The following is a 21,030-nucleotide window of genomic DNA, read 5'->3' as shown; positions in this document are numbered from 1 at the left end:
GCCTCCAATGGATATGAACGAAATCAAAGAGATCTTCTTCCAGGAATGCGAGGAGCAACTCGCCGAGCTGGAATCGGGTCTGCTGAAGCTCAATGACGGCGATCGCGACCCTGAAACGGTCAATGCCGTTTTCCGCGCGGTGCACTCCATCAAGGGTGGCGCGGGCGCCTTCGGACTGGACGACCTCGTCTCCTTCGCCCACGTGTTCGAGACGACACTTGATTGCGTTCGTTCCAACAGGCTCGACCCCGGTCCTGAGGTTCTGAAGGTCATGCTCAAGTCGGCCGACGTTCTGGCCGATCTGACGAACGCTGCCCGCGATGGCGGCAGCGTCGACGAGGCGCGCAGCCGCCAGCTGATCAAGGAACTCGAAGCTCTGGCGAACGGTGAAGTGCCGCAGGCGTCGGCGGCTCCCGAGCCGGTCGCCAAGGCCGCACCGGTCGCAGCGGCCCCCGTCGTCAACGACGAAGGCTTCCAGCCGGTCGCCTTCTCCTTCGACGATTTCGATACGCCCGAAGAGCCGCTGTTGATGGAAATGCCCGTCTACGACATCGTCTTCAAGCCGAAGTCCGATCTCTATGCCAAGGGCAACGAGGCGACGCTGCTTCTGCGCGACCTCTCCCGCCTCGGCGAGATGAGCATCCATTGCGATATGGGCGATCTGCCGACGCTCGATCGGTTGAGCCCGGAAAGCGCTTACTTCTTCTGGAAGATCCAGCTCAAGTCCGACAAGGGCGAGGACGCGATCCGCACGGTGTTCGAATTCGCCGAATGGGATTGCGATCTCGAAATCTCGCTCGTCGAGGACGAGGCCTCGCAGCCCGGCGAAGAGCTGCCGATGCAGCCGGTTCCGTTCGATCTGTCGATCCTTGATGACGAACCTGCAGTCTCTGTTGGCGTGGTCGAGGAGGAAGAACAGCTCGCCGCCCAGCAGCAGGACATTCGCACCGCAGTGACCGCCGCGGGTACCGCCAGCAACGTGCTGCAGATGGCGCAGTCTGCCGCCCGCGCGCCGGCGGAAAAGCCGGCACCCGCTGCCAGTGCCGCCGCACAGAGCGCTGCTGCCCAGCAGGCGGCCGGCACGCCGACCATCCGCGTCGATCTCGACCGCGTCGACCGCCTGATCAACCTTGTCGGCGAGCTCGTCATCAACCAGGCGATGCTGTCGCAGAGCGTCGTCGAAAACGACACCAACGGCACGTCTTCGATCAACATGGGCCTCGAAGAGCTGCAGCAGCTCACCCGCGAGATCCAGGATTCGGTGATGGCGATCCGTGCGCAGCCGGTAAAGCCGGTCTTCCAGCGCATGTCGCGTATCGTTCGCGAAATCGCCGACATGACCGGCAAGTCGGTCCGTCTCATCACCGAAGGCGAGAACACCGAAGTCGACAAGACGGTCATCGACAAGCTCGCCGAACCGCTGACCCACATGATCCGCAACGCGGTCGACCATGGCCTCGAAACGCCTGAAAAGCGCCTTGCCGCCGGCAAGAGCGCCGAAGGCACGGTTCGCCTGACGGCGAAGCACCGTTCGGGCCGCATCGTCATCGAGCTTGCCGACGACGGCGCCGGCATCAACCGCGAGAAGGTGCGCCAGAAGGCGATCGACAACGACCTGATCGCAGCCGACGCAAACCTCTCGGACGAAGAGATCGACAACCTGATCTTCCACGCCGGCTTCTCGACGGCCGACAAGATCTCCGACATCTCCGGCCGCGGCGTCGGCATGGACGTGGTCAAGCGCTCGATCCAGGCGCTCGGCGGCCGCATCAACATCTCCTCGAAACCGGGCCACGGTTCGGTCTTCACCATGAGTCTGCCGCTGACGCTCGCCGTACTTGACGGCATGGTGGTCACGGTTGCCAACCAGACCCTCGTCGTGCCGCTGACCGCGATCGTCGAGACCTTGCAGCCGGAAGCGTCTGCGATCCACTCGTTCGGTTCCAACCAGCGGCTGATCTCGATCCGCAACTCCTTCTGCCCGCTCGTCGACGTCGGCCGCATCCTCAACTTCCGCGGCACCCAGGCGAACCCGGTCGAAGGTGTCGCCCTGCTGGTCGAGTCGGAAGGTGGTGGCCAGCGTGCCCTCATGGTCGACGCGATCCAGGGGCAGCGCCAGGTGGTGATCAAGAGCCTTGAGGCGAACTACACCCACGTGCCAGGCATCGCCGCCGCGACCATTCTCGGCGACGGGCGTGTGGCGCTAATCCTTGATGTCGATGCGATTGTCGCCGCCTCGCGCGGGCATTCGCTGAAACCTGAAATGTCACTTGCTGCTGCCGGATAATGACAATGACCTATGCCGCAAAAAATCTGACCACGGACGGGCGAGAGCTGATCGCTTTCCGCGTCGGCGATCAGGAATTCTGCGTAAACATCATGCAGGTGCGCGAGATCCGTGGCTGGACGCCTGCAACATCGATGCCGCATGCACCACCCTATGTGCTCGGCGTGATCAACCTGCGCGGCGCCGTGCTGCCGATCGTTGATCTTTCGGCCCGGCTCGGCATGAAGCCGGCTGAGCCGACTGTGCGCCATGTCATCATTGTCGCCCAGGTCAAGCGTCAGGTCGTCGGCCTCCTGGTGGATGCCGTGTCCGACATCCTGACGATCACCGACGACAAGGTCCAGCCGACACCCGACGTCATCTCGTCGGAGTTCGAAAAGAGCTTCGCCCGCGGCGTACTCGCGATCGAAGGCCGGATGATTTGCCTCATTGAGCTGGAAGCGATCTTCCCGCAGGAAGAAAGGGAAGCCGCATGAGGAACCAGGTCGCCTTCGAACAGAAGCTGTCGCCGGACGAGTGCCTGGCAAGCGGCGAGTATCCGCTGACCCGTCGCGATCTCACCGAGATCGCCGCGATGATCTATGCGGATGCCGGCATCTACCTCAACGAGAGCAAGGCATCGCTCGTCTATTCGCGGCTGTCCAAGCACATCCGCAATCTCGGGCTCAAGGGCTTCCGCGACTATTGCCAGCTGGTCGCCTCGCCGGCCGGTGCCGCCGCCCGCCGCGACATGCTTTCGCACCTGACGACCAATTTCACCCGGTTCTTCCGGGAGAACCATCACTTCGAACACCTGAAGACGGACGTGCTGCCGGAATTGATCGCGCGCGCCAAGGCGGGTGGCCGGGTGCGCATCTGGTCGGCAGCCTGCTCGGACGGGCAGGAGCCCTATTCGATCGCGCTGACCGTGCTGTCGCTGCTGCCGAACGCCGCCGACTACGACTTCCGCATCCTTGCGACGGACATCGACCCGAAGATCCTGGCGCTTGCCCGCGCCGGCGCCTACGACGCGACCGCGCTCGAAACCGTCAACCCGGCCATGCGCAAGCAATGGTTCTCCGAGGTCAATGCCGGCGGCCGCTTCAAGTGGCAGGTCGACGACCGGGTCAAGCGGCTGATCACCTTCAACGAGCTGAACCTGATGGCGCAGTGGCCGTTCAAGGGGCCGTTCGACGTGATCTTCTGCCGCAACGTGGTGATCTATTTCGACGAACCGACCCAGATGAAGATCTGGTCGCGCTTCGCTGGCATGCTCAACACCGACGGGCATCTTTACATCGGCCACTCCGAGCGCGTGTCGGGAGACGCCAAGGCGCACTTCGACAACATCGGCATCACCACCTACCGCCACACCGGCAAATTTCATGGAGGTCGGGCATGACCGCTCCCGCTCGTGTTCTCGTCGTTGACGACTCCGCCACCATGCGTGGCCTGATCACCGCTGTGCTCAACGCCGATCCTGATGTAACCGTCGTCGGCCAGGCGGCCGATGCCATGGAAGCACGCCAGGCGATCAAGCAGCTCGATCCTGACGTCGTCACCCTCGACATCGAGATGCCGAACATGAACGGCCTCGAATTCCTCGACAAGATCATGCGGCTGCGGCCGATGCCGGTCATCATGGTTTCGACGCTGACCCACAAGGGTGCCGAAGCGACGATCGCCGCGCTCGAAATCGGCGCCTTCGATTGCGTCGGCAAGCCGCATCCGGGCGACCCGCATCCCTTCGCCGGTCTCGTCGACAAGGTGAAGGCTGCGGCCCGTTCGCAGCGCAAGTTCATCATCACCGGCAACAAGGCCGCTGCGTCTCCCGCGGCCGCCAACGCAAACACCGCCTCGGAATACCGGGCCGGCCGCAAGATCATCGCGATCGGCGCTTCCACGGGTGGCGTCGAGGCCCTGATCACGGTGTTGCAGAAGTTCCCGGCCAACTGCCCGCCAACCGTCATCACGCAGCACATGCCGCACACGTTCACCAAGAGCTTCGCCGAGCGGCTGAACCGGCTCTGCGCGCCGACGGTGCAGGAGGCGACGGACGGCGCACGGCTTGAGATCGGCAAGGTTTATCTGGCGCCCGGTGGCGAGCGTCACCTGCAGGTCGCAAACCCCACGGCACCTTGCTGCCGGTTGGTGGACCGCGATCCGGTCAACGGACATCGCCCGTCGGTCGATGTGCTGTTCGATTCGGTGGCCGAACTTGCCGGGCGCAACGCGATCGGTGTGATCCTGACCGGCATGGGGCGCGACGGCGCCTCCGGTCTCCTGAAAATGCGGCATGCCGGAGCAAAGACCTTCGGCCAGAACGAAAAAACATGTGTCGTCTACGGCATGCCGAGAGTCGCCTATGAATTGGGCGCCGTTGAAACTCAGCTTCCCCTCGGATCCATCGGGGAGGAGGTCCTGAAAGCAGCGGCACTCCGCAAGGAAGGAAGCGAATAATGTCCATCGCCGAAAAAATCAAAGTTCTGATCGTCGACGATCAGGTGACGAGCCGCCTGCTCTTGGGCGACGCCCTTCAGCAGCTCGGCTTCAAGCAGATCACCGCAGCCGGTGACGGGGAGCAGGGCATGAAGATCATGGCCCAGAACCCGCATCACCTGGTGATCTCCGACTTCAACATGCCGAAGATGGACGGCCTCGGCCTCCTGCAGGCGGTCCGCTCCAACCCAGCGACCAAGAAGGCGGCGTTCATCATCCTGACGGCTCAGGGCGACCGTGCACTGGTCCAGAAGGCAGCAGCGCTTGGTGCCAACAACGTGCTGGCCAAGCCGTTCACCATCGAAAAGATGAAGGCAGCGATCGAAGCCGTATTCGGGGCGCTCAAATGAACAATGAAGCCGCCGGCAAGCGCGTGCATGTCATCCAGGGCGAGTACAAGGTCTTCAACGATCCCAATGTGGTGCTGTCGACCATTCTCGGCTCCTGCGTGGCAGCCTGCATGCGCGATCCCGTGGTCGGCGTCGGCGGCATGAATCATTTTCTGCTGCCCGGTTCTGCAACGTCGCCAGCGTCCGGCGGCGATGCGACCCGCTACGGGGTCCATCTCATGGAACTGCTCATCAACGGCCTGCTGAAACAGGGTGCGCGGCGCGATCGCCTCGAAGCCAAGATCTTCGGTGGCGCCAAGACGATTGCCCGCTTCTCCAACGTCGGTGAGCAGAACGCCGCCTTTGCCCGGCAGTTCCTGCTCGACGAAGGCATCCGCATCGTCGGCGAGAGCACGGGTGGCGAGCACGGCCGCAAGCTTGAGTACTGGCCTTCCTCGGGTCGGGCCCGGCAATACGCGCTGACCGGTGTAGAAACCCAGCGCACCGTGCAGATGGAGCAGCGTCCGGTCGCACCGCCGAAGCCGGCCGAAAGCTCGATCGAATTCTTCTAAACCTGCGAGGCAGGCGCCTCGCAGGCCGCAATACGACCTTCTACCGAAGCCCCGAGCCACGTGAGACATACCGATGCAGACCGACTACCAGGGCCACATGCCGCACGTGGAAGAAGCGCTCCCCGAAGTGCTGATGCGTATCGTCACCGAGTTGCACGACGTTGCCTACCTGATTGAGCGCATCGAGCCGCAGCTCCTGGGCGACCAGGGCGTCGACGCACTTGCCAACCCGGACAAGATGATGGTGCTGCAGGGCATCGACCTGGCGGTGCAGAAGACACGCGGGCTTGCCGAGTTCATCGACACGATCACCGCGGCGATCCCCGACGCATGGATGGTCGACGTCACCACCGCCGTCAGCCTGGTCAAGCTTGCCGATATGAAAAAGGCGCTTGGAAACGGCATGTTGCGCCACGGCCACTCGCAGCCACTGACGAAAGCAGCGGGCGATTTCGAGGCCTTCTAGCGCCTGTCGCGCTCAGGCGCGGGCCACGCCCGGTCAACATTCCCTTAAAAATCAGCACCATGGCGCGCCTGTTGGCGCGTCGTAGCTGTGCCGCGCTTCGCAAAGTGCAGCGGTTTCCGCAATTTTCAGGCTGTGCACAAGTCCGAATTTGCCTGCATTCGCCGGCTCGTCAGAGCTCATTAAGCCAAGTTCGCGCAAGTTTCGTTTCCTAGGGTCCCGATCGGGGCTGGTAGATTCGTGCGAATTGGAAGTCGATACGCGGCATGTCGATACCCAGCAAACCCGAATGTAGGAACTGCGCAGGGCTCTCGTCCGATGACCGGATCAAAGGCCTTGCGATACTGGGTGCGGAAACAGAATGAGTCTGTTGGATCAACTCTCGACGTTCACGAAGAACCTGAGCAATCTCGGGCAAGGCAAGCTGATTGCGCTGGCGGCAGCTGGCATCGTCGCGGTCGGCATGGTCCTTGGGGCCGGTATTTACGTCAACAGACCCTCGTTCGAGACGCTTTATGTCGGGCTTGAACGCAGCGATGTCACCCAGATCAGTATCGCGCTGGCCGAAGCCAACGTCGACTTCAATGTCGGGGCTGACGGCGCGAGCATCCAGGTACCCGTCGGAATGACGAGCAAGGCGCGCCTGCTGCTCGCCGAACGTGGCCTGCCCAGCAGCGCCAACGCCGGCTATGAGCTGTTCGACAATGTCGGCTCGCTCGGTCTCACCTCCTTCATGCAGGAAGTCACCCGGGTTCGCGCGCTCGAAGGCGAAATCGGTCGTACCATCCAGCAGATCTCCGGCATTGCCGCCGCTCGCGTCCACATCGTGATGCCGGAGCGCGGCAGCTTCCGCAAAGCCGACCAGAACCCGACCGCCTCGGTCATGATCCGCGCCAGCGCCACGGTTGGCCGCGGCGCTGCCGCTTCCATCCGCCATCTCGTCGCCTCGTCCGTACCGGGGCTCGACGTCGATGACGTGACCGTGCTCGATTCGACGGGCCAATTGCTTGCCTCCGGCGATGATCCGTCCAACAGCGCCCTCAACCAGTCGCTCGGCGTCGTCCAGAACGTCCAGGGCGAACTTGAGAAGAAGATCGACAACGCGCTTGCCCCCTTCCTCGGCATGGACAACTTCCGCTCCAGCGTGACGGCGCGGCTCAACACCGACACGCAGCAGATCCAGGAAACCGTCTTCGATCCGGAATCGCGTGTCGAACGCTCCACGCGCGTCACCAAGGAAGAGCAGAAATCCAGCCAGCAGCAGCCGGACAATGCCGCAACCGTCCAGCAGAACATTCCTCAGGCCGCCCCGACCGGCGGCGCCGGCCCGAAGTCGAGCGACGAAGCCGAGAAAAAGGAAGAGCAGACCAACTACGAGATCAACAGCAAGACGATCGCGACGGTCAAGAACAGCTACACGATCGAGCGGCTCTCCGTCGCCGTTGTCGTCAATCGCGGTCGCCTCGCCGCCATGGTCGGCGAACCGGCCGACCAGGCGAAGATCGATGCCTATCTCGCCGACATGCAGAAGATCGTCGCCTCGGCCGCCGGTCTCGACACCAACCGCGGCGATATCGTGACCTTGACCGCCATGGACTTCGTCGAGACGCAGCTGCTCGACCAGGCTGTTGCCGGCCCCGGCGTGATGGAGACGCTGACCCGCAATCTCGGCGGTATCATCAATGCACTTGCCTTCATCGTGGTCGCCTTCCTGGTCGTCTGGATGGGCATGCGACCGCTTGCCCGCCAGCTTGGTCTTGGTGGTGGCGCCGGCCAAATCCAGGGCGAAGCCGCCGGTCTCGAACTGCCCGACTTCTCCCCGGCCACTGCCGGTGCAGGCGGCGCGCTCATGGATGGCTTCGGATCGGACTTCGGCTTCGACAGCACCGACGACCTGCTCAGCATGGGCGACGACAGCGGCGGCTTCAACCGCCGCGTCAAGGAAGGGCCGGAGCGGCGCCTAGCGCGGATGGTCGAAATCAGCGAAGAGCGCGCGGCAAAGATCCTGCGCAAATGGGCTCTCGACAAGGCCGCTTGATCGGCACCCGAAAGACCTCGATGTTCATGCAGATCCCGCCCTTGTGGCGGGATTTGTTTTTTCCCGCCTAAGACAGGCGCGGTGGCTGTTTCCATGTTCGGGGCAAATATTGCGCGAGTCCGGCTGCCATCTTTTGCCACGCTGCCAATTTGCTTCAAGTTTCGTAGTGAGTCCGGGCGAGTCCCCGCGGGTGCTGCTGATGGTAATGTTTTAACGGTATCTTAATTTATAGATTCGTCGCGCCCGTATGGCGTGCATTTGTTGCCGCTGTCTACTATGCCGACATCTCGCAATACAGAGATCATTGGAAATATATCCTTCCATATACAGCGGTTTATTCTATGAATTTCACTATTTATATATCGATAAAATGAGCAGCGTCGGAATATGAATTGGTGCATTTCAGCCACAGCTGTGAAAACAAAGTATAATCTCTCGGGGTTGCTAATCTTCAGGGCGCGCATAAATCGGTCCTTTTTCGGGGCGAAATCGCGCTCATGCCGTCTCCGAATGGGGTGCGCAGGCGCGGCGACCGTGCGCTGTCGATAAGGTGACGGGAAAAAATACGTTGCCTATCAATGCGTTGCCGTCGCACGGCGGCGTCTGCCGCGGCTGAGCCTTCAATGGCGATGCGTCGCTGCCGCGAATCGCGACACGCACGCGGCGCGAAGTAAATAGCCAGAAGAGGGCGATGTTTTTTTTCGCAGCCCGATGTACATTTTTAACAGTTGATTCGCGTCCTGATCTGCGACTGGTGGTGATATTCGGCTTCGGCCGGCTGTTGGCGGCGGCAGCGCAAGTGCAGTTCCGGGATGTGGATCCGGCACAGGGGCTGAACTCATGGACATATCGCAAGCAGACATCGCTGTCTGGCCTTTGCCGACGGCACCGACACGCGCACGCGGCGGTGGGTTCTCGCGCGATCAGCTTTTGCGACGACTGGGCGAAGTCGCCGGGCGCGGCGCTCTTGGAAGCGGTCTTTCTGCGCTGACGGAGTATGTTGGCGGCAGTCACTATCTGCTCGCTCGCTACGACCTCTCCCAAGACAGTGGGCTTGATCACGTGGTCTGCTCCGACTGGCCGTTCGATGTCGTGCGGCGTCTCTCCGGCGTCATCACCGCGCTCCATGCCAAGACCACCGAGTTGGAAAAATGCCTGGCGGTGCTGCAGCCATGTTTCCACGCGCTGCCTGACGATATCGATCTGCCTCGGGGGATCAGCCGCGAGTACTGCGCCGTCACGTTCAACGTCGGACGGCTGCGGTTCGCACTGATGCTTCTGGTTCCCGACGACGTCATCCTGTCACAGGAGAGCCTGCGCGACGTCACGTTGCTGGCGGGTTATCTGGCGAGCTTCACCGCTCGCGCCGAAGTCCGCCACGACCGCGACTTCGAGCTGACCGACCGCGAGCTTGAGTGCCTTTTCTGGATTGCGGAAGGCAAGACAAGCGAGGAAATCGCCGTCATTCTCGGCATCTCGCGCAACACCATCAACAACTACATCACCAGCGTCATGCGCAAGACTGCGACCAGGACGCGGTCGGAAGCGATTGCCTACGCGGTGCGCAACAATCTTGTGTGAGGAACGGACGCGATGACGCATTTTCTCGGCGGCGGGCGGATCGAGGACGAGCAGAAGCTTGCCAAGAACGGCAATCGCGCGGCGCGCGCGGCGACCCTGGTGACGCGCCTGCAGGCCATGCAGCGTCAGATCAATGCCAAGCATTTCGCGGTGTTGCGCCTTAACGGCAAAGGCACGGGGGTTGCGCGAAAGCTGAGCTGCGTTCTCGACAACTGGGGCCCGCTTGCCGAGGCGAATGCGCACGATCTCGTCACCGCCTATGGCGAAGAACTGGTCGCCCATCTCGACCAATCGCTGCTGCCGGTTCTCTGGAACGGGGCAGGAGAGTACCAGGCGGCCGAACTTTCCGAACTGGCGCCCTTCGCCTATCGGCTGAAGGGGCGCAAGTTGCCCTATTCGGGCATCGCCTTTCCGGTCAGGCTCGGTGCGCAGGGCAACGGCTACGTTGTCTTCGCCGGCAGCTATGTCGATGCCTCGGCGGAACTGGTGGTCGACCTGCACGGTCGTAGCTGCATGATCATGACCGATCTCTTGGCGGCGGATGAAAAACGGGTTGCGCCGTCGGAAACGTTGAGCGACCGCGAAATCGCCTGCCTGCAGATGGCAGGCGACGGCCACATCAGCGAAGAGATCGCCGAACGCATGGGCCTCTCCGTCCATACGGTCAACGCCTATCTCGGCGCTGCGACGACGAAGCTCGATTCGGTGAACCGGATCCAGGCGATCGCCAAGGCGATCCGCCTTGGCTACATCAGCTAAACTCGTCTGGCAGATCGCGGTGTCTGGGAAATTCCAGCGCAGCTGTGAAGCGGCTGTCCGCCAGGAGCCGACGCCGCGTTTTCCGTTCGAAGCCGAATGAGGCCGCCGAACGAAGGCTTCAGCTCGCCAGTGGCAACTCGTAGGACTTGATGAACTTCGAATCGGCCAGGCTCTGCGCCAGAAAGACCGTGTTCTCGTTCGGGTCGGACGACGGGTTCTGGAAGTTGATGTGGCTGATTTCGATACCGGCCGTCTCGTTTCCGAGCGACAGGCGTGCGTAGATGGTGACGCCGCGCGGCTTGAGTTCGAGGTCCAGGACGATTTCCGGTTCGCAGTTCCAGTCCAGATTGTAGTTGCCGCCGAGGCCGAAGTTCACGGTACCTGGCAGGAAATAGAGCTCCGCTGCCGACTCGACGAGATCCGCGAGGCTGGCATAGGACTCGAACCGCAAAAGCGCGATGAAGTCAGCGGCGTCGATCAGACGCAGTTCGGTCGCCACAGGGCGGATTGCTTCAGCTACGATCTGTTCTCGCGTCTCGGAGAATTCGCACTTTTTCATCGGAGTTATGTCATCCGTTTTGGTTGCGATGCATGCACCCTGTGAATGAGTTCGGCGACAGCCTTGTAAAACACGGGTGGAATCACACTATCCACCGAGACTTGTGCAAACATGGAGCGTGCAAGGGGCGGGTCCTCGAAGACCGGCACGCCGTTTTTCTCTGCAATTTCACGGATTTTGAGCGCGACCAGGTCCTGCCCCATTGCCACCACGACGGGCGCATCGCTCTCCTCACGGACATAACGCAAGGCGACGGCGTAGTGCGTCGGGTTGGCGATGACGAGCGTCGCACGCGGCACGGATGAGATCATCCGCTTGCGTGCCCGGTCACGCTGCATCGAGCGCAGGCGCGACTTGACGATCGGATCGCCCTGCGCCTGTTTCATTTCCTCCTTCACTTCCTGCTTGGTCATCATCAGTTCCGTGTACCAATGGTGTCGCGACCAGAAGAGGTCGGCGATGGCGAGCACCGCGGTCGCAAGCAGGATGACGATCATGATCTGGTTGAGATCGCCCGACATCGTCGAAAACATCGTGACGGGATCGGAGAACATCAGGTCGAGCGTCGCGAAATAGTCATTCCAAAGCACGAGAACGACGGCGACGGAAACGATGATGATCTTGAAGAGCGACTTTGCGAATTCGACGAGGCCCTGAATGCCGTAGATGCGCTTCAGGCCGGCGATTGGCGAAACGCGCTCCATCTTGGGCTGAATACGGTCGAGAACCGGCAGCGGCAGGTTCTGGAAGATGGAGGCACCGACACCGAACACGATCAGCAGTACGAAGATCGGGACGACCAAGGCGGTCGATTTCCAGACGAGATGGGTGATGAGCGCCACCACGTCGGTGGAATTCTCCAGCCGCCAGGCCTCCGGCTGCTCGAAGATATCCTTGAGAGCTTCGGTTATGGTGCCGACGCCGTCGGCGAGAAAGAAGACGAAGAAGATGTAGATCGCCAGCGTCGAGGCAAACATCGTCGCTTCGCGGGAAAAGGGCACATTGCCCTTCTCGGCCGCGTCGGACATCTTTTTCTCAGACGGCGCTTCTGTTTTGCTGTCTTTATCCTGATCGTCCGACATGAAACAGGAAGTCCCCCCGGTTCCCACCACAGCGTCGCGCGTCCGAGCGGGCGCACAGAGTGCGCCGCATGCTCAATTGCAGCAGCGCTGACCGCGTTCTTGTAGTGGACCCGGACGGCAGGCCAGACAAGGGGTTGAGCCCCGGCAAAGACCGGGGCTCAACAGGAAATGCTGTCTTTTGGGGGGAATGACGCGCCCACGTCACGGGCGCGCGCCGACAGGAAGCGGTGGCTGCCCGGTTAGGCCGCCTGCGTTTCCTTGTCCTTGAGCTCGAGCTGGCCGCTGGCGGCCAGTCGGATGGCTTCCTGGGTGATCGAGCGCCGGGCGATTGCGATGTCGCGCGGGTTGATGCCGGTGTCACCCATGGCAAGGTCGGACTCGATCATGCGGCGCTGGCGAGCGCCGATCGAGGCGAGCACCGATTCGCGCAGTTCCGAAGTCGAGCCGCGCAGCGCCATGGTGATAATGTCGGTCGATACGTCGTTGAACAGCTGAACGCGGCTGCGCTGCGGCATGTAGAGCACGTCGTCGAAGAGGAAGATCTTCGGGCGCACCTTGTTGGCGGACGCGGTGCTGAGCGATTCGAGCGAAGCGAGCAAGGTGTCGACCTGCGGCTTGTCGAGTTCGTTCATCACTTCGGCGATCTTTGCGGGGCCTGCCGAATTGCGTTCCGCTTCCATCTCCGCAATCATTTCCATGACGCGGTTTTCGATGATCGCCGCGGCCTTGGGATTGACGTCCTTCATGTTGACGGCACGTTTCAGGATGTCCGGGCGCTGCTCTTCGGACAGCTGCAGCAGCACCTTGGCGCCGAAGCTCGATGGCATCATCGACAGGACATAAGCGATCGTCTGCGGATGTTCCTTGGCGAGCTGAACCGACACGGCTGCCGGGTCGCATTCCTGCAGACGGTCCCAGATGCTGGCTTCATAGGATTGGAACGTGGCGCGTCGTCCGAGCAGGCCGTCGACCTCATCCGGGGTCAGGCCTTCTTCGAGAATGCTCTCGATCGCCTTGGCATTGTCCATGAGGCCGGCGCCCTCGGTGAAGAGGTCTTCGAACTCGTTGACGAGGGCTTCCAGTTCATGCGGCGGGATGGCGCGCAGCGATTGCGCCGAAGCGATGATCGACTGCAGTTCGCTCTGGGTGAAGAACTTCAACAGCTTGCTGGCGACGCCCTTGCCCATGGCAAGCAGAACGGCCGCCGCCTTGTCTGTCTGGCTGAGCGGCCTTGATAGCGCCTGCGCCTCGAAACTTTCGAAATCCATCATGGATTTATCCTTCGCCCGATCATCGGGCTCTATGACTTCTTACTGCCCTTGATCTCGATGAGCTTGACGCCGAAACGGGTATCGTCGCCGTCGAGAACGGTAATTTCGCCACGGCCGATCACCCGGCCATTGACCATGATCTCGACCGGTTCGCCGATGCGGCGATCCAGCGCGATCGTTGCGCCTTCGCTGAGATTCATGAGGCCGGAAACCTGCATCCGGCTGGTGCCGAGCACGATCTGAACATCGATCGGGATATCCATGATCAGGTCGAGGTTGGACGTCATGCCACTGCCGGGCGGCGTGTCGACGGTCGCGTCTGCGCTGTCGAAGGACGTCGCTGCAAAGTCCGTGCCGCCAAAGTCGTTCGACGTGGAGGATCCGCCGATGTCGGTGCCAAAGTCGCTGGAGCCGAAATCGCCGCCGAACGCGTCGAGACCACCGGCGGGTGCGCCAAAGTCGCCGCCGAAATCGGTTGCCGCGGCCAAAGGCTCGCCGCCGAACTCCGAACCGAAGGCTGCCGGCGTGTCCGAATCCTGCTTCAGGACACCGCGCAGGTCGTTGATCGCCTGGTCGAGTTCCATGTCTCCGACAGCGACGTCTGCCTGTTCGTTTATGGGTGCTTTCTTGGGTGCCATGTGAGAACTATTCCAGTTGAAGCTTGCCTCAGGCATGCTGCGCGCGAGCGGCAGGCCGATTTAACTCATGATGTGGCGAAGGATATCCTGCTCGGAGCCGTGGGTATCCTTGACCCGAACCGTGTATTTCGCCCCGGAACGCCCGAATTCGCAGACATAGAGGTCGCGGCCATTGGCGTTGACGTCGACGCGCACGTCCTGGGTGTCGTGGAAGGCAATGACGTCGCCTGGCTGGAGGCGGCTGATCGTGTCGAGCGTCAGGCTTTCGAGCCGGATCCTGGCCTCGATCGTCACCGCCGAGCGGCGAACCTGCTCCTCAAGCTGTTCGGTCCATTCGGCTTTGGACTTGCGCTGCTGGCCGCTGCCTTTGGGGAAGACGATCGTGGTCTTCAAGAGCACGCTCTGCGGAATGATGATCGAGAACGTGGACAGGACCGGGCCGAAGCCGATCGTCATGTCGATGGCGCCGGCATGGACGTCCTCGATCGTCGGATCGGGTTTCGGACGTGCCGTGCTGTTGAGCGGACGTTCGACGACCGCTTCGAAACCACCGGGCGCATTGACGGCCGTGCGCAAGACGTCGGCAATCTTCTCGAAGAGCGGCACCGCGACGTCGATCTCGATCTGAGACAGCGAGCGCGGCTGTGGTTCCTCGATGCCGGCGGGTTCGGCCCCAAGCAGGGCCTCGACCAGAGTGATGATGATCGGGCTGTCGCAACCGATCTGGAAATCCGGGCACCAGTTGCGCAGGGAAACGTCGCTGACGAGCACGCCCGTGCCGAGAGCGGCGATCAGGTCGCGGCGAAGCCCCGTCCTGTAGCCGGCATAACCGATGGCGATCTCGAGACCCGTTTCCGCCCGGCACATGTCGGGCAGGAATTCGCCGAAGACCTGGCCAAGTTCGAGTGCCAGCCGGCCGATGACCTTGTCGTCACCGAGTGCGCCGGTCATGCGCGCCAGGAGTTTTCTGTCGAATGCGTGAACGTTGGATGTCGCGGAATTCATGGGATCAAGCCGCCTTGCTTTCGCCGCCGCCGCCGGGGTTCATCATTTCCTGCTCGACCGCGTCGATCGACGGACGCTCATAGGCCGAGATGGTCTTGCGGCCGTATTCGAGCGCAACCTGCGGCACCGAGCCGTTCATGTAGGCAAGCAGCGTCTGCTTGACGATGATGTAGAGCCGGTTCTGCTTTTCACGCACCGATTTGACGTTGGCGACCAGCGGCGCAACGATCGAATAGGACAGGAACACGCCGAGCAGCGTGCCGACCAGAGCGGCGGCAATCTTGGCGCCGAGAACTTCCGGCGCTTCGCTGATGGCGCCCATCGCCTTGATAACGCCGAGAACGGCCGCGACGATGCCGATCGCCGGGAAGGCGTCGCCCATGGTGGTCAGCGCGTGGTAGCACTTCATCTTGTCATGGGTGATGGTCTGGATTTCCTCGTCCATCAGCGCTTCGATCTCGTGCGAGCGGGCGTTGCCGATGATGATCAGGCGCACGTAGTCGCAGATGAAAGCCGTCAGTTCCTTGTTTTTCAGAACCGTCGGCGCCGACTGGAAGATCGTGGATTCCTCGGGGTTGTCGATGTGGCTTTCGATCTCGTTGCGCGACTTGGTGCGCAAATCCCGCATCAGCGAATAGAGAACGCCAAGCGTGTCGAGATATTCGCGTTCCTTCGGCACCTTGTGGCGAAAGGCTTCGCCGAGCGCCTTGCCGGTATCCTTCACCACCTTCATCGAATTGGCCATGATAAAGCCGCCGATGCCGGCGCCGCCGATGATCAGCAGCTCGAAGGGCTGGTTGAGGACTTCCATATGGCCGCCCATCGCCAGATAGCCGCCGAGGATACAGCCGAACGTCACAAGAAGCCCGATGATGATATTCATTTTCGATACCTGCCGCGATCTTATTTTCCGCTAACGGGATACGGTTTCAGCCTTGCGTGAGGCTGGCCGGTACCCGCAATGGCGCGCAACGTCGGAACAGGTTCGCGCAAGGCTCTCCGGTCAGGATTTGTTAGGGCAGGCTCATGGTCTGCCTGTCTTATTGCGGCAGGGGCGAACCGATCGTGACCACGACCTATACGAGCTACAAGCTGATAACGGCCGACTTGACGAAGTCGCTCGCCCGCGTTGCCGAGCAGCCCGACGTGGCGCGCGAGACGGAATATTATCTGTCGAAGATCGGCGACGTGAAATCGATCGACGACTTCTTTGCCGATAACAGGCTCTACAATTACGCGATGAAGGCACATGGTCTGGAAGAGATGACCTATGCCAAGGCGTTTATCCGCAAGGCGCTGACGGAAGGCGTCGACAAGGAAGACGCCTTTGCCAACAAGCTGACGGACAATCGTTACAAACAGCTCGTCGAATCGCTGAACTTCGCCGCCCATGGCGCAGCTGCGACCTCGTTCGACCGGGCGCAGAAGGGCGTCGCCGACAAGTATGCCCGCCAGACGCTGGAGCAGGACGCCGGCGAGGAAAATGCCGGCGTGCGCCTCGCGCTTTACTTCTCGCGCATGGCGCCGACAATCAACAGCGGCTATGCCATCATCGCCGACGAGGCGCTGGCCCAGGTGGTGCGAACGACACTGCAGCTGCCGGACGAATTCGCGGCGACCAATGTCGATCGGCAGGCCGAAGCCTACGAACAGGCGCTCGATTTCAAGGACTTCCAGGATCCGACCAAGGTGACCGAGTTTCTCGACCGGTTCACAGCACTCTGGGAAGTCAAAAATTCAACGGACGGTTACGATCCGCTCGCGGTCTTCGGCTCATCGAGCGGCTACGGCATTTCTTCCGATCTTCTCCTGTCCATCAACAGCCTGAAACTCGGGGGAAACTGAACGTGCAAACCGGTCTATACGTCGCGATTTCGTCGCAGATGGCCCTTGAGAAGCGCCTCAACACACTCGCCGACAACATTGCGAACTCCAACACCGTTGGCTTTCGCGGCACCGAGGTGAAGTTCAACCAGATGCTCGGCGACACCAAGCCGGTGAAGGTTGCCTATGTCAGCAAGGGCGAGGAGTTCCTGAATACCAGCAACGGTTCGCTGTCGCGCACCGGCTCGGCGCTCGACTTCGCCATCAAGGGCGACGCCTGGTTCCAGATCGAGACGCCCTCCGGACCGGCGCTGACGCGTGACGGACGGTTCACCCTCACGGATACCGGCGACCTCGTCACAATCCGCGGCTATCCGGTGCTTGATGCCGGCGGCGCGCCGATCCAGCTCAACGGCAATGGCGGCGAGATCACCGTCGGCGCCGATGGTGCGCTCCATCAGGGCGGCGTCGCCGTCGCCTCGCTCGGTCTCTATGAGGCCGATTTCAGCAAGGGCTTCATGCGCCTCGACAATAGCGCCGTGCAGCCGGCCGCACAGGCCGAGCCTGTGGTTGACCGTTTTGACGTGGGCGTGATGCAGGGCTTCGTCGAGGAGTCCAATGTCAATGCTGTCCAGGAAATGTCGCAGCTGATCATGGTCACCCGCGCTTTCGACAACATCACCGCGCTGCTGCGCGACGGTGAGGGTTCGCTCGAGGAAGCGATCAAGACCCTCGGCGGCGCCCGCTAATCTCTGACGGACATCGGCATGCAAAGCGAAGGTCTGAAATCAAGTACGGGATCGACAGCTCTGGCGGCACTGGCCGGCCTGGTCGAGCGCTATGCCAAACCCGAATTCTCGATCGCGCCCGGCGGGCACGTGCAGACGATTTCGCCTGGTCACTACACGGTGACGGGGCTGTCGCGGCATGTGCGGCTCGGCGATTTCGTTGCGCACAAGAGCGTCACCGGGACCCATCTGGGCGAAGTCGTGCGGGTCGAGCCGGAGCGGGTGGTCGTCTGCCCGATCGAGCCGGGTGACCCGATCGGCATCCACGATACGGTCATCCGCAAGGGTGCCTTCCGCGTCGCACCGACCGATGAATGGTGTGGCCGCGCCATCAATGCGCTTGGCGAACCGATTGATGGTCTGGGCCCGCTGCCGCAGGGCGACACGCGCCGCTCGATCTCCAACACGGCGCCACCGTCGATGACCCGCAAGCGGGTCGAGAAGGGGTTCCTCACTGGCGTCAGAGCGATCGACATCTTTTCGCCCCTCTGCCTCGGCCAGCGCCTTGGCATTTTCGCAGGCTCCGGCGTCGGCAAATCGACCCTGCTTTCGATGCTGGCGCGTGCCGATGCCTTCGATAAGGTGGTGATCGCGCTTGTCGGCGAACGTGGTCGCGAAGTGCGCGAATTCATCGAGGACACGCTCGGCGACAACCTTGCTAAGTCCGTCGCGGTCGTGGCGACCAGCGATGAAAGTCCAATGCTGCGCAAGATGGCGCCGCTGACTGCCGTCACGATCGCCGAGCACTACCGCGACAACGGCGACAACGTGCTCCTGATCGTCGACAGTGTCACCCGTTTCGCCCATGCGATCCGTGAAGTTGCGACCGCCTCCGGCGAGCCGCCGATTGCGCGCGGCTATCCGGCCTCGGTCTTCACCGAACTGCCGCGTCTTTTGGAGCGTGCCGGCCCCGGCACTGAAGGCGCAGGCACGATCACGGCGATTATTTCCATTCTCGTCGACGGCGACAATCACAACGATCCGATCGCCGACAGCACCCGCGGTATTCTGGACGGTCACATCGTTCTCGAGCGCAGCCTCGCCGAGGAAGGGCGTTACCCGCCGATCAATCCGCTCGCCTCGATCTCGCGCCTGGCGCGCAAGGCCTGGACGCCGGATCAGGAGAAGTTGGTGTCGCGGCTGAAGGCGCTGATCCACCGCTTCGAAGAAACCCGCGACCTTCGCCTGATCGGCGGCTATCGCCCCGGCGGCGATCCGGACCTCGACATGGCGATCAAGCAGGTGCCGGTCATCTACGACGTGTTGACGCAAACGGCCGGTGAGCGCCCGGCACAGGACGCCTTTGGCGACCTCGCCAACGCGTTGAAGGCGGCGGCGATGGGCAATCAGCCGGGTGCGAGAGCGAGGTAATGGCGTTGACCGACTACGATGCGGACGAAACGGTGCATCAGCGCAAGCGAAGCCGCATGCCGATGACCGACAAGTTCCTGGCCGCGACCGGCGTCGCCCTTGCCGCGTTCGCGACCTTCTTTCCCTGGTATGCCTTCTTCCACCAGGACAAGTTCACCATGCCGCCGCTGTGGCAGGGCTCGACCCGCAACCTGCCCGAGGGTGCGGCGCGCAACGTCGTCTCTGTCTCGCCGCTGGCCATGCCCGATGCGGATGGCGAGACGATGGCCGCGATCGACCAGCTGACCACTGCAACGGTGCCTGGCATTGGTGGCGGTCCGGGTCCCGAAGGCGCCGCTTCGGAAGAGGGGCTGTCGCAGCCCTTTCCCGGCAAATCGGGCTTCAAGCTGATGCACGTCGCCAACGGCCGCGCGCTCATTGAAGACACGCACGGCATGTATATCGTGCGCATCGGCTCGATCTTGCCCGACAACAGCCGTCTCGCCACACTCGAACAGCGCGATGGCGATTGGGTGATGATTACTTCGTCCGGAGAAGTCTATCGGGCCAACTGACCCGGGACGCCTGACCGCTTTTCACCGCGCCTTCGCTACGAGTGCGCGGCATTCTGCGTTTGCCTTTAGCCCCGTGCGCCCCAGTCCGCGTTCTCGGGCGACGCGCTTCCGACGAAAGTCCCACGCAAGATTACCGGCCTAGGTTCGCATCACCAAGCATGGAGCTTTTGATGCAACCGATTCAGCTTTTCGAACTGGCGTCCAGGCAAGCGCAATGGCTGACCGTTCGCCAGAACGTGGTGGCCGGCAACATCGCCAATGCGAGCACGCCGCACTACAAGGCCAAGGACGTCAAGCCGTTCGAAAGCGTTCTGCAGGACAGCGGTTTCCAGATGGCGGCGACCAATAAGGCGCATTTCACCGACAGCTTTGCAGCCTCCCAGGTGGCCGAAGTCGGCATGGTCGACGGCGTGCAGATCCAGCAGTCGGGCAACACCGTCGCGATCGAGCAGGAAATGATGAAGACCGGCGAGATCAAGCGCGATTACGAGCTCAGCGCCGGTCTCGTGAAAGCCTTTCACCGAATGATGCTGATGACGGTACGGAAGTAAGAACCATGGATCCATTGACCTCGGCCCTCAAGGTATCGGCCTCCGGCCTGCAGGCGGAATCGACCCGCTTGCGCGTCGTCTCCGAAAACATCGCCAACGCCCGCTCCACCGGCGACGTGCCGGGCGCCGATCCCTATCGCCGCAAGACCATCAGCTTTGCCGCCGAAGTCGATCGCGCAAGCGGCGCCTCGCTGGTCGAGATCGAGCGGCAAGGCACGGACGATTCGGATTTCAACATCGAGTTCGATCCGGGCAATCCGGCCGCCGACGAAAAGGGCATGGTCAAGTTGCCGAACGTCAACATCCTGGTGGAGATGGCCGACATGCGCGAAGCCAACCGCGCCTATGAGGCCAACCTCCAGACCATCAAGCAGTCCCGCGACCTGATTTCCCAGACAATCGACCTGTTGAGAGCCTCGCAATAATGATCGATGCAGTTAAATCCCTCGGAGCATTCTCCGTCACGAAAGAGACGGATGGCACACGTGCCTCGTCTTCGTCCTCGTCGGTCTTTGGTTCGCTTGCAGCGACCCCGGGCGTGCCGCAGGGGCAAAGCTTCGCTTCGGTTCTCGGCGACATGGCGACCGACACCATCAATGCAATGAAGAAGGCCGAGGGCGCGTCGCTCGACGGCATCCGCGGTCAGGCAAACACCCGCGAGGTCGTCGATTCGGTCATGAACGCCGAGCAATCGCTGCAGACCGCGATCGCGATCCGCGACAAGGTGGTCACCGCCTATCTCGAAATCGCGCGCATGCAGATCTGAAGGAACGAGACATGAAGGCCCTTTCCATCGCCGCCACCGGCATGAACGCCCAGCAGCTGAACCTGGAAGTGATCGCGAACAACATCGCGAACATCAACACGACCGGCTACAAGC

General features: G+C 61.9%; 24 protein-coding genes. 18 read left to right on the top strand and 6 right to left on the bottom strand.

Going from position 1 to position 21,030, the window contains the following annotated elements; all coding sequences use genetic code 11:
* Positions 1–7 precede the first annotated feature (7 nt).
* From VGO04_RS19260 to visR, 10 genes are all read left to right on the top strand, one after another.
* On the top strand, positions 8–2,287 hold the full coding sequence (locus VGO04_RS19260; RefSeq protein ID WP_327497577.1) for a chemotaxis protein CheA: 2,280 nt from the start codon (positions 8–10) through the stop codon (positions 2,285–2,287).
* A 5-nt stretch (positions 2,288–2,292) separates the two neighbouring features.
* Positions 2,293–2,763 (top strand): chemotaxis protein CheW, encoded by a 471-nt coding sequence (locus VGO04_RS19255; RefSeq protein WP_327497576.1) that lies wholly within the window; start codon positions 2,293–2,295, stop codon positions 2,761–2,763.
* Entirely contained in the window at positions 2,760–3,668 is a 909-nt protein-coding gene (gene cheR, locus VGO04_RS19250; protein ID WP_327497575.1) for a protein-glutamate O-methyltransferase CheR, read from the top strand. The genes VGO04_RS19255 and cheR overlap by 4 nt, the downstream gene beginning before the upstream one ends.
* Positions 3,665–4,726 (top strand): chemotaxis response regulator protein-glutamate methylesterase, encoded by a 1,062-nt coding sequence (locus tag VGO04_RS19245; RefSeq protein WP_327497574.1) that lies wholly within the window; start codon positions 3,665–3,667, stop codon positions 4,724–4,726. Before cheR ends, VGO04_RS19245 begins: the two co-directional genes overlap by 4 nt.
* Positions 4,726–5,115, top strand: a complete 390-nt coding sequence (locus VGO04_RS19240; RefSeq protein WP_025425902.1) for a response regulator — start codon at positions 4,726–4,728, stop codon at positions 5,113–5,115. Before VGO04_RS19245 ends, VGO04_RS19240 begins: the two co-directional genes overlap by 1 nt.
* Complete coding sequence (gene cheD / locus VGO04_RS19235; RefSeq protein ID WP_327497573.1) at positions 5,112–5,666, top strand: chemoreceptor glutamine deamidase CheD; 555 nt, start codon at positions 5,112–5,114, stop codon at positions 5,664–5,666. Before VGO04_RS19240 ends, cheD begins: the two co-directional genes overlap by 4 nt.
* Before the next feature lie 73 nt (positions 5,667–5,739).
* Positions 5,740–6,132 carry a chemotaxis protein CheT gene (gene cheT, locus VGO04_RS19230; RefSeq protein ID WP_327497572.1) on the top strand — a complete coding sequence of 131 codons (393 nt, stop codon included), beginning with the start codon at positions 5,740–5,742 and terminating at the stop codon, positions 6,130–6,132.
* Positions 6,133–6,490: 358 nt separating this feature from the next.
* Complete coding sequence (gene fliF / locus VGO04_RS19225) at positions 6,491–8,167, top strand: flagellar basal-body MS-ring/collar protein FliF (protein ID WP_327497571.1); 1,677 nt, start codon at positions 6,491–6,493, stop codon at positions 8,165–8,167.
* Positions 8,168–9,007: 840 nt separating this feature from the next.
* The gene (visN, locus tag VGO04_RS19220) at positions 9,008–9,748 is read left to right on the top strand and encodes a transcriptional regulator VisN (protein WP_327497570.1); all 741 of its coding nucleotides are present in this window, start codon (positions 9,008–9,010) and stop codon (positions 9,746–9,748) included.
* A 12-nt stretch (positions 9,749–9,760) separates the two neighbouring features.
* Complete coding sequence (visR, locus tag VGO04_RS19215) at positions 9,761–10,507, top strand: transcriptional regulator VisR (protein ID WP_327497569.1); 747 nt, start codon at positions 9,761–9,763, stop codon at positions 10,505–10,507.
* Positions 10,508–10,625: 118 nt separating this feature from the next.
* Here the strand turns inward: visR and VGO04_RS19210 are convergent, their stop codons facing one another.
* The 6 genes from VGO04_RS19210 to motA all read right to left on the bottom strand — a co-directional run bounded on the left by VGO04_RS19210 (position 10,626) and on the right by motA (position 15,945).
* Positions 10,626–11,066 carry a hypothetical protein gene (locus tag VGO04_RS19210; RefSeq protein ID WP_327497568.1) on the bottom strand — a complete coding sequence of 147 codons (441 nt, stop codon included), beginning with the start codon at positions 11,064–11,066 and terminating at the stop codon, positions 10,626–10,628.
* A gap of 5 nt (positions 11,067–11,071) precedes the next feature.
* The gene (gene flhB / locus VGO04_RS19205) at positions 11,072–12,148 is read right to left on the bottom strand and encodes a flagellar biosynthesis protein FlhB (RefSeq protein WP_327497567.1); all 1,077 of its coding nucleotides are present in this window, start codon (positions 12,146–12,148) and stop codon (positions 11,072–11,074) included.
* A 239-nt stretch (positions 12,149–12,387) separates the two neighbouring features.
* Complete coding sequence (gene fliG, locus VGO04_RS19200) at positions 12,388–13,419, bottom strand: flagellar motor switch protein FliG (RefSeq protein ID WP_327497566.1); 1,032 nt, start codon at positions 13,417–13,419, stop codon at positions 12,388–12,390.
* A gap of 29 nt (positions 13,420–13,448) precedes the next feature.
* Positions 13,449–14,057, bottom strand: coding sequence for a flagellar motor switch protein FliN (gene fliN / locus VGO04_RS19195; protein ID WP_327497565.1), 609 nt, complete (start codon positions 14,055–14,057; stop codon positions 13,449–13,451).
* A 60-nt stretch (positions 14,058–14,117) separates the two neighbouring features.
* Positions 14,118–15,062, bottom strand: coding sequence for a FliM/FliN family flagellar motor switch protein (locus tag VGO04_RS19190; RefSeq protein WP_327497564.1), 945 nt, complete (start codon positions 15,060–15,062; stop codon positions 14,118–14,120).
* A 4-nt stretch (positions 15,063–15,066) separates the two neighbouring features.
* Positions 15,067–15,945, bottom strand: a complete 879-nt coding sequence (gene motA, locus VGO04_RS19185; RefSeq protein ID WP_327497563.1) for a flagellar motor stator protein MotA — start codon at positions 15,943–15,945, stop codon at positions 15,067–15,069.
* Positions 15,946–16,127: 182 nt separating this feature from the next.
* On the opposite strand from motA, the gene VGO04_RS19180 reads away from it, so the two are divergent.
* The 8 genes from VGO04_RS19180 to VGO04_RS19145 form a co-directional block, all read left to right on the top strand.
* Positions 16,128–16,907 carry a DUF1217 domain-containing protein gene (locus tag VGO04_RS19180; protein ID WP_327497562.1) on the top strand — a complete coding sequence of 260 codons (780 nt, stop codon included), beginning with the start codon at positions 16,128–16,130 and terminating at the stop codon, positions 16,905–16,907.
* A 2-nt stretch (positions 16,908–16,909) separates the two neighbouring features.
* Positions 16,910–17,635, top strand: coding sequence for a flagellar basal-body rod protein FlgF (gene flgF, locus VGO04_RS19175; RefSeq protein ID WP_327497561.1), 726 nt, complete (start codon positions 16,910–16,912; stop codon positions 17,633–17,635).
* 18 nt (positions 17,636–17,653) lie between these two features.
* A complete protein-coding gene (gene fliI, locus VGO04_RS19170; RefSeq protein WP_327497560.1) occupies positions 17,654–19,045 on the top strand; it encodes a flagellar protein export ATPase FliI in 1,392 nt (463 codons plus the stop codon).
* Positions 19,045–19,599: a flagellar protein gene (locus VGO04_RS19165; RefSeq protein WP_327497559.1), complete on the top strand. Its 555-nt coding sequence runs from the start codon at positions 19,045–19,047 to the stop codon at positions 19,597–19,599. The genes fliI and VGO04_RS19165 overlap by 1 nt, the downstream gene beginning before the upstream one ends.
* Before the next feature lie 170 nt (positions 19,600–19,769).
* Positions 19,770–20,150 (top strand): flagellar basal body rod protein FlgB, encoded by a 381-nt coding sequence (flgB, locus tag VGO04_RS19160; RefSeq protein WP_327497558.1) that lies wholly within the window; start codon positions 19,770–19,772, stop codon positions 20,148–20,150.
* 5 nt (positions 20,151–20,155) lie between these two features.
* Positions 20,156–20,575 carry a flagellar basal body rod protein FlgC gene (gene flgC / locus VGO04_RS19155; RefSeq protein ID WP_327497557.1) on the top strand — a complete coding sequence of 140 codons (420 nt, stop codon included), beginning with the start codon at positions 20,156–20,158 and terminating at the stop codon, positions 20,573–20,575.
* Positions 20,575–20,916: a flagellar hook-basal body complex protein FliE gene (locus tag VGO04_RS19150; RefSeq protein ID WP_327497556.1), complete on the top strand. Its 342-nt coding sequence runs from the start codon at positions 20,575–20,577 to the stop codon at positions 20,914–20,916. Before flgC ends, VGO04_RS19150 begins: the two co-directional genes overlap by 1 nt.
* Before the next feature lie 11 nt (positions 20,917–20,927).
* Positions 20,928–21,030, top strand: a 103-nt coding sequence (locus VGO04_RS19145; protein ID WP_327497620.1) for a flagellar basal body protein, incomplete at its 3' end; no start/stop codon positions are given.

This window comes from Ensifer sp. (assembly GCF_035999185.1).
Taxonomy (GTDB): domain Bacteria; phylum Pseudomonadota; class Alphaproteobacteria; order Rhizobiales; family Rhizobiaceae; genus Ensifer.
This window is presented reverse-complemented; position numbering and strand designations above follow the sequence as displayed.